Here is an 11507-nt window from a genome sequence, read left to right on the forward strand (position 1 = left end):
TGTCCAGCATCCCTACATCAAGCGTTTAGCTATACAAATTTAAATTCACCGTGGAATGAAAATATCAAACTTAGAAGCCGATAAGCTCTGGGATAGTTTTTTGGAACGCTGGCCCATAGAAAAGCTGGCCAGGATGACTCTGGAGAAGTACAGCAAGGCGGGGGATGCCGATTGTTTTACTTATGGCTGGCTTGAGCAGAAGACCGAACAACTCGGATCTATCTGGGGCGGTTCCGCCTTTAAATTCGGCGTCTATTCGCGCAAGAACCAGAGCGACAAGCCGGGCGGCGCGGGTAGGGCGTATTCGACCGATTATGGTTGGTATGCAAAATACGGCAGAACTGCGGAAGAGGCGTTCGAGCGTGTGCGCGAGCTGGTCTGTGAGGTAGCGCAGGCCGCCCGCGCTGGCGACCTGGAAGCCGTCCAGCGGGTCGACCTGGGCACGACAATCAAATGGAAGCTCGCCTTCCTGTATCAGGACCGGTCGTCCCCGACCGTGCTGCCGGTGTACAGTGGCGACCATCTTGCGGCCTATCTCGAGCGGACTTCGAAACGCAATATAGCGGACCTGCAGAAGGCGGTGATGGCGAGGCGAGGAGATGCCGGTTTGTTCCAGTTTGGCGCGGAGGTCTGGGACAGTGCGCAGGCGACGCTGGCCGCGATGAGTCTGCGGGCGGAGGACGCACTGGCTTATCTGCAGGAAAATCCGGAGAGGTTCCAGCCGATCAAGGAGCGGACCGATAAAGTCGCAGGCTTCATGACGAGTGAAGGGCGCAATGTGGCGCTCGCACTCGATACGAAGGGCGCCAAACTCTGGCTGGAACCCGGAGCGTGGCTGGACAAGGTCGCGGCGCAGCTGAAAGACATCGAGCACTACGCCGTCGGCCGCTCGCGAAGCCACCATCTTGACGCGAATGCCCCCAGGCTTGCGCGGGAGTGGCCGGCGATTTACCTGACCGTGCCCACCCGTGCCGCACTGCTTGCATTGTTCGACGCCTATGACACGCCCGAATCGCCCACGATTGACATCATGAATTCTCAATCCTCCTTCGAAGACGTACAAATTCCGCTGAATCAGATCCTGTACGGACCTCCGGGCACGGGCAAAACCCACGCGACCATCCGCGAAACGCTACGTGTTTTGGACCCGGCATTTCTCGCGGCACACGAGTCGGAGCCAGCCATGCTGAAGGGACGTTTCGACGCCCTGAACGCATCGGAACAGGTCCACTTCGTTACTTTCCATCAGAGTTTCAGTTACGAGGATTTCGTCGAGGGGCTCCGTGCGACGGTCAACGACGACAAGCAGGTCGAATATGTGATCGAGCCGGGCGTATTCAAACGCGTCTGCGACGGCGCCCGCACACAGGGTGTGCAGGCTGGCGTGGGGATTCGCAGCAATCCGCGTATCTGGAAGATCTCGATCAATGGCAGCGGTTCGAGCCCGGAGAAAACCTACTGCCTCAATCATGGTGAAGCGCGCATCGGCTGGGGTAACACGGGCGATCTGAAGATCGGCGAGAAAAACGCTTATTACAAAGGGCTTGGCACGGGAGAGCAGGGAACTCTCGCCTACTTCGCCAACGAGATCGTGCCCGGGGACATTCTGCTCGTGCTGCACACTGCGGAACAATTTTGTGCGGTGGGGGTTGTGACCGGAGACTACCGCTACGACGATGAGGCGCCGGGAGGCGTTCGCGACGATTATCAACACGTTCGTCCCGTCACTTGGCTGTACCGCGACCTTGCGCTATCGATCCTTCCGCTGAATGACAACAAGCAGCTGACACAGAAGACGGTGTACCCGCTCGACCGCATTACCTGGGGCGATTTGCTGTCCTATCTGGAGCAGGCGGGCGCAAAGCCTGTCCAGCAGGCCAACGCCAAGAATGAGCGCAAGCCCCATGTGCTGATCATCGACGAAATCAACCGCGGCAATATTTCGCGCATCTTCGGAGAACTCATTACGCTGATTGAACCCAGCAAGCGGATGGGCAAGCCGGATGCGTTAACCGTCGTGCTGCCGTACTCGAAAAAGCCGTTCAGTGTGCCGGACAACGTCTATTTGATCGGCACCATGAACACCGCAGACCGCTCGCTGGCCGGACTGGACATCGCGCTGCGCCGGCGTTTCACGTTCAGGGAAATGGCACCGGACCCAGAGCTGCTGATGAAGACGGAGGTCGAGGGCGTGAACATCGGTGTCATGCTGCGCGTGATGAACGAACGGATCGAGGTCTTGCTGGACCGTGACCACTGCCTCGGACATGCCTACTTCATATCCCTGCGTGAGAGAACGAATCCTTCTCTGGCCGAACTTTCCTTCATTTTCAGGCAGCAGATACTGCCTTTGCTGCAGGAGTATTTTTTCGAGGACTGGGAGCGTATCGCCTGGGTCCTGAACGACCAGGCCAAGAAGAACTCCGATCTGGCCTTCGTCGTGAGGGCTTCGGACGACCTTACCAAGCTGTTTGGCGCGGGGGCGGCGGCCAACCTGAGGAATGCCGACAAGCGCTGGCGTATCAATCACAAGGCCTTTGACAGGATTGAAAGCTATCTCGCCATTATCGGAGACGCGGCGTGAAGACGGTGGTCGTGCGGGAATACGCACGGCTGACCACGGACGACGTCCCTGCTTCGCTTGACCAAGCCACCGTCACGCCCTCGGCGTTCGAATGGTTGTGCAATCTAGCGGCGGGATTCAGCCGCTCGGACGCGTCCTTGCTACACCTGGAAACCCGGCGCTGGCTGCGTCTCGACAGCCATGTGGGCGTTATACAGACGCCTTGCGGCACCCTGCTGGAAATCCTGCCCAAGCATACGCCGCTCACCGATGAGGCGACGGCAGCCAAGGCACGCGCGCTGCTGGTCAAGATGCTCACGGAAGCGCTCGATCTGCCCGTGCGCACCGCAGAGGCGGCCGACATCGCGATGTTTCGCCATCCGCTGTTGGAGTGGGTCATGCGGCGCTTCGTCTTCGCGCTCGACGATCTTGTCAAGCGCGGGCTGCGTTTCGATTACCAGCGGGTGGAGGAAGAGGAGCGTTACCTGCGCGGCCAGCTGAATGTCGTCAGGCAGATGCGTCAGCCTCCCGGGCGGGGGCACATATTCAACATCCGCCATGACCTATTTCTGCCCGACAGGCCGGAGAACCGGTTGCTTAAATCGGCGCTGATGCGCGTATGCCAGACCACCGCCCAGCCGGACACTTGGCGGCTGGCGCACGAGCTGGCCGGTCTGTTCGCCGACATGCCGCACAGCGTCGACACGCGGGCCGATTTCCGGGCGTGGCGCAAAGATCGCCTGATGGCGCACTACGCGGCGGTCCGGCCATGGTGCGAGTTGGTTCTGGGTGAGCACATGCCGCTGGCGGTACGCGGCGCGGTCAATGGCATCAGCCTGCTGTTCCCGATGGAGAAGCTGTTCGAACGCTACGTGGAGGTGCGGCTTTCCAAGCAACTGCCGCGGCCCTACCGGCTGAAAGCCCAGGCGCGTAGCGAATCGCTGTGCGTCCACGATGGCGCGGACATGTTTCAGCTGCGCCCCGACTTTCTGGTGCACGACGGAGACAAGACCATGTTGGTGATGGACGCGAAGTGGAAGTTGCTCACGGTCGCGGACAGAGACAACAAGTATGGCCTGAGCCAGAGCGATTTTTATCAGATGTTTGCGTACGGCCACAAATATCTGGGTGGGGCGGGGGATATGGTCCTGATCTATCCGAAGACAGCGGAGCTCGACCGTCCCTTGCCGAGGTTCGATTTTTCTCCGGACCTCAAAATGTGGGTTGCACCTTTCGATCTTGAGGCTGGCCATTTGAAATGGCCGGTCGAGTTAACGATGGTTGAAAATGGCCTGTGCCAATAAAAGGCTAGGCACGAGAGGTCGGTCTTGCAAGAGCCAGCCGTAATCATTACGTGCTGATCCTATCTCAATATATAACTTTGAATGTCGGGCTGTCTTCGGGGCGGCTCTTGCGTCGGTCATAAACGCGTGTGGTCGAGATGTTCGCATGGCCGAGCCATTCTTGGACCTTTGCGATGTCAGCGCCGTTGTCGAGCGCGTTGGTGGCGGCCGTCGCGCGCAGCGCGTGGGGGCCAAAGCCGGCGACGGCGATCTGCAGCGACTTGGCGTAGCTGGTCAGCATCTTGTAGACGCCATCAGGCGTAATTGACGCAGTGCGGCTACGTGCATTATTGCTTATTGGACGGAACAGTGCACTGTTTGCGTCATCGCTATGGCCAGCGACCTCGAGGTATGCCGCGATCGCTCCGGCCGCGCCCGGGTGCAGTGGCACGTAACGAATTTTGCTGCCCTTGCCACGTACCTGTAGGTGCTTGACGCCGCGGCGCTCCTGGATGTCGGCCACGCGCAATGCGCACAGCTCGGCGCGGCGCAGGCCGTGGTATAGCAGGGTGGCAAGGATCGCGCGATCGCGCTGGCCGCGCAGAGTGGAGGCGTCGGCCACATTCAACAACGCGCGCGCTTGGTGGTCTCCGATCGCCGGAGTCTTGCCTTCTGCGCTGTCCATCCTCGGGCGTTTCACTCCCTCGACCGGATTGCCGGTGACCGCGTTGGAGTCACACAAGTAGTCGAACAGCGACGACAGCGCGGCCAGCTTACGGCGGATCGTCGCACCGCTCAGGGCACGCCGCTCAAGATCGCGCCGCCAGGCCAGAACATGGCCGCGGCTGACACTCCGGAACTGAGCCGGATCCTGGATGCTGGTAAAGGTCATGAACTCGCGCAGATCGCTTTCATACGCACGGCGCGTGCGTGGATTGTCGATGTTGGCGAACCAGGCGACCGCTGGCGGCACTTCGGCCAACTGCTGGAACTGGATGGGTGTGAGGCTGCCCGATGGGGCGGGCTGGGACACGGTCAGGGGGAGCTTCGATGGCAACTGAACACCTTTATTAAAAATTCAGCATTCCGTTCGGGCGAGCTGGGATTGCGCAGCCAGGTGATAACGGTAAGTTGGTCGTCCCGATGAGGGCGACAAAGCCACCTTCAGCTGCCGCCGCCGAAATACCCGGGCGGGAGCTTGCGAGCGCTGTGTTGACACCCTGCTTCTGGAATCTATGCCTCACATTATGTCGTCACGAACTGGGCATGCAACTGCAGGTTTTCTTCATCGCCGTCGAGGTCCGCTGCTCGGCGCTCGAGTTGGCCGGCTTCGCTCACATCGAGCTCGGCCTTACTAGCGATAACGCTTTTTATCAATAGTAAAAATTCCCTTGACGGAAAATTCGCTAACTTGAAGCAGCCACAACGGCTCCAGGCGATACTTTGCCAGTGGACTAGGAACTGGCGATCATAAGGGGGCGGTACGGTCACTACTAGATCGGCGTATCGCTCAAACGTGAGGGCCACCGGAACAGTACCGTTGATGTACCGAACCTATCTGGCGGACAAGGGGCTTGTGCTACCGCTTTGATTACCGACTGTAAGCGCAGGTCACTCGGCTACAATGAATACTGGCTGTGAAATGTGGCGAGCACGTAACTGAAAAGTATGCGCTCGCCGACTTGGCCGAAAACTGGTGAGTCACCACACTTATGCAGGCTCACCAGGCTGGCCGGACTGGCCGGACTGGCCGAACTGATCGGACTGATCGGACTGGAGGGGCGAGCCGACAATACCCCCCATCGCCTTTTTGGAGATGAGCATCTTCTCCGAACCAAGTTGTTGCAACTTGAGGTAGCCACGAACGTCGGGAGCAAAGATTTTTACCTTCGCGCCGGGTTGTTCGTTGATGATCCTGGCAATTGTCGCAGGCTGATAGCCTTCTTCATCTAATTGCCGAATGCGTTGAAAATTTACTTCGCGAAACACTGGGGACAATAGTGGCATAGTTTTCTCCTTAAAAAATAGGATGTACATCGTTGAGCGCAATGGGATTGCTTGGGCGCCATCTAAGATTAGTCGCTTTTCCTGTCGTGCGCGACAACATGCGGGGTAGCACCCCGATTGGGATTGACATTGAGATCAGTTGAATATACGGACTCCGATTTGTGGGTGAAGGACGAGCTTGAACGCTTGTTCTGGATCGAGATCGCGAAGCGAAAAGCAAGACTTGTCGATGTTGAAGCGTTCGAGTTAATGCTGGCACTGTGGCAAGACGTGATGACTTGGTGCGAATGCCATGAGAACGAGCTCGAAGAGCCATTCAGTGATGGGGTTGATGCTTTTTGGGATAAGATGCAGTTCGGTCGCTTCAGTTGGCCTTTTCTATGGCATCCGAAGCGGCTGGAGCTTTTAGACGAAGTTACAGCGCTATTTGCTGAACGTGGCCGAGAAGTGGTAGCGCGTCTTCCCTGTTATCAGGGCTTTTTTCTGGCCGATTTTGCGGTCGTGACGAACCTTGTAGAGCTTCATGACTGGTGGCAATTCATTAGTTCCGGTAGAGGGCGAAAGTACCTGCACTCGAAAGGTTTATACAGCAGCCGCGGTGAGCCACATCCGGTCGCCGCAACCGAGGAGATACGCTTTGTCGGAGCCGAACTGCCGGCTATTTCGTTTGGGGAAATGATAACTACTACCATATCGGTCTCGAATCCCGTACGCATCCCGCGCCGCTTGAAATTTGAAGCGATACGCACTTTGATTGCAGACGAGCGTAATGTCATCGTGGATGGCGAGCGTCTGAATGGCCGAATGCTATTGGACTTCGATTTGTCCAAACCCATGCCGTCGATGCGCGAAATTGAGTATGCAGTGCGCGCAGCGTTTAACGCCGAGCGGTTGAAGCGTTGGGACGCCATGTTGGCCAGCGGTATTATCACCGATCCTACAATGCTAGACGAGACCGAGTTTCGTACACAGGACATGACAAAATTACTTCTGCCGCCTATAGAGGAGCATAAGCTGATGCTAGCTGTGACTAGCGCACGGCCGATAATCGTCGGCTTGCATTGCTGGGATTTAGTGCAGGCCGGATTAAGCAAAAACGCGGCCGCGAGGAAGGCTATGGACGAGCTGTGTTCCCCATCCGGGGACCCAGATCTCACCATGCGTCGAGCGCTCAACGGGCTGGCCGGAATCCAAAGACGGATCGATGAGTATGATCCGTCGTTGCTGCCTTGGAATCGTTAGTATCCTATGGCTCCATAGGGATAGGGTACTTCGCTCGGATGCGCAACTGAAGGCTAAGCTACCGTCTTCGACCCCGGCCATGTTCAGAGCATAACTCTCTTCCGATAACAACCAAGAACTCACCCGGCAGTCCGCAGCAACTTTCTCTACAGTGAGCGTCAGTAAGCAAGGACACTGCGGAATAATGCTTTCGCTCTAGCAATGACATTGCCTACGCATCATTTCGGTGCTAGGAAGGCATGCGTCGAGTCGTCATCGTGCTGCACTAATCTCACCACGGCGTCGTCGCGGTCCGCTACCAGGTCCTTGTCATCAGCTCAGTGGAGTTGTTCAAGCAACCATAGTTTTGATGGGAAGTTGGCCTCGTGTACGCGCTAGGAGAGCCGAGGAAGCGCGAATTCCTTGGGGCACATCGGCCCAAAATTCCGCGTCTGCTGCCCAAGGAGTGCAGCACTTTGAGGTCCGCTATGCCTTGTTGCGTCCTTTGGCCTACTCCCAACGGCTGAGCGTTGCTAACTTGACCAGTAAACCGTGAATGATGAGAGTCAAGCATGCTGTGCCAGGAGGCTTGACGCGCATTCCATCCACTATTTTTGCATAAATAACGCGAATTTTTGCATTAAAAACTGTTGTTATTGCATTTAAAATCAGCTATTCTACTGTTTTATGAGATAAGCTGATGAAAATGGACCATTTCCCAATTGTACTTGCACTCCTGCGAGCCGCTTCGCGGGACGGGAGTCCGGCAGTGACTCAGCACGCTGAGCGACTACGCGAAGCCTTGAGCAACGCTGGGGCGGACAAAGAAGCGCAAGCGATTCAGCAGGTTCTAGACAGCTCACGCGAGTCAAGCGCAGCAAAATTGGTGCCTTCTCGCGTAGTTAGATCCCGGGCAATTTCGGGCGGAGAGGCATTAACCGCAAGCACCCATCCTCCTGTGGACAAGGAGACAAGTGCGCCGCTCGCTGAGATATTGTTCGCAGATCGGCTCGCGGAGCTTCCCCCGCCAATTCTTAATGACCGATTAAAACGTGCTGTGGAGCATCTGACCACGCAGTGGGCAGGTGCAGATCAACTGCAGGCCGCAGGAATAAAGGTTCCCCGTACGGCACTTTTTTTTGGCGCCCCTGGTACTGGCAAGACTCGTCTTGCACTATGGGCAGCCGCTGAACTTGGGCTACCTGTAGTTCTTGCTCGACTCGATGGACTAACAAGTTCATATCTGGGCACTACTGCACGTAATATTCGTACGCTTTTTGATTTCGCGAATCGTTACCGGTGTCTCCTATTATTGGATGAATTTGACGGTATCGCAAAGCTTCGTGATGACCCTCAAGAACTCGGCGAGGTTAAGCGCGTGGTTAACGCCGTTCTTCAGGCGATGGATGTTAGGACATCTATAGGCCTAACTGTTGCGATTACCAATCATGAAGGCCTGCTCGATCCAGCAGTATGGAGGCGTTTCGATGCGCGGCTCGATATTGGACTTCCAGATGCAGCGACACGAGCAAAGATAATTGAGCGCTATACCGCTGGTTTCGACGTGCAATCAGGATCAGTAAAGGTCCTAACTTGGCTAACAGAGGGGAATAGTGGCTCCGAGATCGAAACAATGTGTGACTTCATTAAGCGACATATGACGTTGCATGCAGAACAGCACCCTTCTGTAATACAATCGGTTCAACTCTTCCTCGATTTGTCAGCTACAAGTAGCTCATCGACCGCTCGGGAAGCGCTTTTACGCGACGATGCGTTTTGGGTTACGGAGGCACTTGCATATCGAGACATTAAGATCGTACAAGCTGATATTGCAGAGGCTCTTCAAACTACTCAATCGAAAGTAAGTCGCATACTTAAATCCGTAGAACGGACTTAACTAACAGAATAAAAATGGCAAACAATCCGGTCCAAGTCGTCCTTAAGACTAGCCAGTACATGAAGCAACCAGAAGGTGGAGGCGGTGGCGGGGCAAAAGATTTTTTTGCAGATCGCGACGTAGAGTTTGCGCGACACAAGCATCGGTTGCTCAAGCAGGTCGATTCAATTCGCACAACTCTCTCAGGTTCGAATTTCGACGCGGTCGGCTATGTCAAGGTACGGCTTCAATCGGCTGCTTTGGCGAAGTCGCATCGACCTATGGAGGCGCTTTTCAAACCCCAGAGCTCGCCACTAGTTGGAACTGGAGCGTTAGGCGAACTATATTTTGAGGTTACTCCGTCAGTCCTGGCTAAAGTTGCAGGGAAAATCGACAATGCCGAAGATACGGTTACTAAGCGAGACAGCCACAACAAACTAAAAGTAAGTTCTGCAAGGTCTGAGGTCGGCGCAATTGAAGACATACTGCTGCCGACTCGTAGGGATAAACGTGCGTTTGAAATGAACCAGGCGGTACAGCATTTTAAGCATAAGCCTGGTGCACGATATTTTGCTGTGGAGTTGTTTGTCGATGAATCGACTTTGGCCGAAGATGAGAATGATCGTACTGAGGCATACAAAGCGCTGCGCAAGTTTCGTAGAGAACTTCGGGGCCTGTCCCCTGATCTAGCGATCTGGTCGTCTGGCGACAAATGGAAAGATTTGCACCTTACTGTTGTCCAGTTCCCAGCTGAAATCGTGGAGGGAACAAAATTCGAGACGCTACTGGAGACGACTCTAGAGTTCTTAGACAGTTCAGCGCTAGTCCGTAGATATTCGTTGGGAGCAGCAGTTAGCCGCGGCACGCAGTCGACTCGGCTAACACCCCATGCTACGGCAAGAACAAAAATTGTTCTCCCGCAGCCGCAGCCTGAGCAAACTTATCCTGTTGTGGGTATCGTGGACGCGGGCGTAAGCCGTGATCGCTCAATTGCAGCATGGTCTGCGGGTATGGTGGACTATATGCGCGAGCCTGATAGCGAACGCGACCATGGTACTTTTATTGCAGGATTATTAGTCAATGGTGCTGGTTTTAATCCCAATCAGCAAATTGAGGAGGATGCGTGCAAGTTCTTCGACTACGATTTGTACACAGAAGACAAAGCTAAGTTCGAAGGCAACTTTGAGAAAGGCTTCATTGATATGTTGCTTCAACTTGACGCAGAGCTGAGTCAGTCGAAGCCAGATAACCTACGTGTCATAAATTTGAGTTTGAACCCAGAGCTTATGACCGATCAAAATGGATATAGTCCATATGCAGCTCTTCTAGACCAAATCGCCGATAAACATGACGTAATCTTTGTTATTTCGGCAGGTAATTTAGATGGCGCGCAAGTGCGCAATCGATGGCCAGACGAAGCAACACCTGCTTTGCAGCAGCTCGCTTCGTACCGTCAGCTCGGCGCAGATCGAATTTATGTCCCTGGTGAAACCGCACGAAATATAACAGTGGGTGCCCTCGAGCCAATGGATTCATCTGGACGAACGAGGCCAGCTCCGTACACTCGTCGGGGACCGGCAACGTCCGCAGGAATTAAGCCAGATTTTGCGCACATTGGTGGGTGTACCGCTGGGAACACCCCGCTTGTTTCCATTGATAATGTCTGCGCACGCATGGAAGATGAAGGAACGAGTTTTGCTGCGCCGTTAGTCGCCAAAACATTGGCATTGCTTGATCACCGGACTGAAGGGAAACAACCGCGGGAATTGTTGATGGCACTCATGTATCATTTTGCGCGGATGCCGAGGTTGCTTGATCACAAACTCTTGAAGGATGTGTGTAAAGATTTCGCTGGTTTTGGCATGCCTGCCACAGTTGACGATATGCTCGCGACTGACGACAACACAATTACGTTGATATTCAAAGATACTTTGCCGCTTGGCCGAGAGCTTTCCTTTGATTTTGTTTGGCCTGAGGTTTTGATTAAAAATGGACGGACACGGGGCAATGTGGAACTGACCATCGCCTATTCGCCACCACTAGATCGTCTACATCAAGCTGAATTTGCGCGAGTGAATATTGACGCATATTTGCGCCAGGAAATTGTTAGCGAGGATGGTGAGGCTTCTTTTCATGGACGTCTTAAAGCCGACCATTCAGGAAAACTCGAAAAAAACCTAATTGCTCACGGAGCAAAGTGGTGGCCAGTCAAGCATTACAGTAAGCCTTTTAAACGATTAGAAGGGACAAGTAACTGGCGACTAGTGGTTGATTCAATAACTCGTGCTGGTGCTTTGTATCCAAAAGAGGGTGTGCAATTCGCTGTTGTGCTGACTATTTCTGATCCTGATAAAGAGGAACCTGTCTTTGCAAGTGCTCGAAGAGCACTTATTCAACAAGGTGTGAGCTTGGTTGACGTTAGAACCTCAGCAAGGGTGAGGACTTAATGACAACATTTAGGCTAGATGATAGTGAAGGGCCAGGCACGCATGTATTTATAATCGGAGTGGGGGCATATCCACATTTGAAGGATGGGATAGGGCAAACGCATCCAAAG

General features: G+C 54.7%; 7 protein-coding genes. 5 read left to right on the forward strand and 2 right to left on the reverse strand.

The annotated features are described in order from the left end of the window. Positions 1 to 100 precede the first annotated feature (100 nt). Together ACEN98_RS06030 and ACEN98_RS06035 are read left to right on the forward strand one after the other, a co-directional pair. Positions 101 to 2584, forward strand: coding sequence for an AAA family ATPase (locus ACEN98_RS06030; RefSeq protein ID WP_413382518.1), 2484 nt, complete (start codon positions 101 to 103; stop codon positions 2582 to 2584). Next, the gene (locus tag ACEN98_RS06035) at positions 2581 to 3867 is read left to right on the forward strand and encodes an McrC family protein (RefSeq protein WP_413382521.1); all 1287 of its coding nucleotides are present in this window, start codon (positions 2581 to 2583) and stop codon (positions 3865 to 3867) included. Before ACEN98_RS06030 ends, ACEN98_RS06035 begins: the two co-directional genes overlap by 4 nt. Positions 3868 to 3931: 64 nt before the next feature. Here the strand turns inward: ACEN98_RS06035 and ACEN98_RS06040 are convergent, their stop codons facing one another. Next, the gene (locus ACEN98_RS06040; RefSeq protein WP_413382524.1) at positions 3932 to 4903 is read right to left on the reverse strand and encodes a tyrosine-type recombinase/integrase; all 972 of its coding nucleotides are present in this window, start codon (positions 4901 to 4903) and stop codon (positions 3932 to 3934) included. A gap of 653 nt (positions 4904 to 5556) precedes the next feature. Continuing rightward, complete coding sequence (locus ACEN98_RS06045) at positions 5557 to 5853, reverse strand: hypothetical protein (protein WP_413382527.1); 297 nt, start codon at positions 5851 to 5853, stop codon at positions 5557 to 5559. A 165-nt stretch (positions 5854 to 6018) separates the two neighbouring features. On the opposite strand from ACEN98_RS06045, the gene ACEN98_RS06050 reads away from it, so the two are divergent. The 3 genes from ACEN98_RS06050 (at position 6019) to ACEN98_RS06060 (ending at position 11397) form a co-directional block, all read left to right on the forward strand. Continuing rightward, positions 6019 to 7095 carry a hypothetical protein gene (locus tag ACEN98_RS06050; protein WP_413382529.1) on the forward strand — a complete coding sequence of 359 codons (1077 nt, stop codon included), beginning with the start codon at positions 6019 to 6021 and terminating at the stop codon, positions 7093 to 7095. Positions 7096 to 7774: 679 nt separating this feature from the next. Further along, positions 7775 to 8971 carry an AAA family ATPase gene (locus tag ACEN98_RS06055; RefSeq protein WP_413382532.1) on the forward strand — a complete coding sequence of 399 codons (1197 nt, stop codon included), beginning with the start codon at positions 7775 to 7777 and terminating at the stop codon, positions 8969 to 8971. Positions 8972 to 9030: 59 nt separating this feature from the next. After that, a complete protein-coding gene (locus tag ACEN98_RS06060; protein WP_413382535.1) occupies positions 9031 to 11397 on the forward strand; it encodes a S8 family peptidase in 2367 nt (788 codons plus the stop codon). Positions 11398 to 11507: the final 110 nt, after the last annotated feature.

This window comes from Massilia sp. CT11-137 (assembly GCF_047302885.1).
Lineage (GTDB): Bacteria > Pseudomonadota > Gammaproteobacteria > Burkholderiales > Burkholderiaceae_D > Telluria > Telluria orientalis.

Excerpts from the sequence above, each read along its gene's own strand:
- ACEN98_RS06045 (WP_413382527.1), bottom strand. The coding sequence starts at position 5,853 with ATGCCACTATTGTCCCCAGTGTTTCGCGAAGTAAATTTTCAACGCATT.
- ACEN98_RS06055 (WP_413382532.1), top strand. The coding sequence starts at position 7,775 with ATGAAAATGGACCATTTCCCAATTGTACTTGCACTCCTGCGAGCCGCT.
- ACEN98_RS06060 (WP_413382535.1), top strand. The coding sequence starts at position 9,031 with ATGAAGCAACCAGAAGGTGGAGGCGGTGGCGGGGCAAAAGATTTTTTT.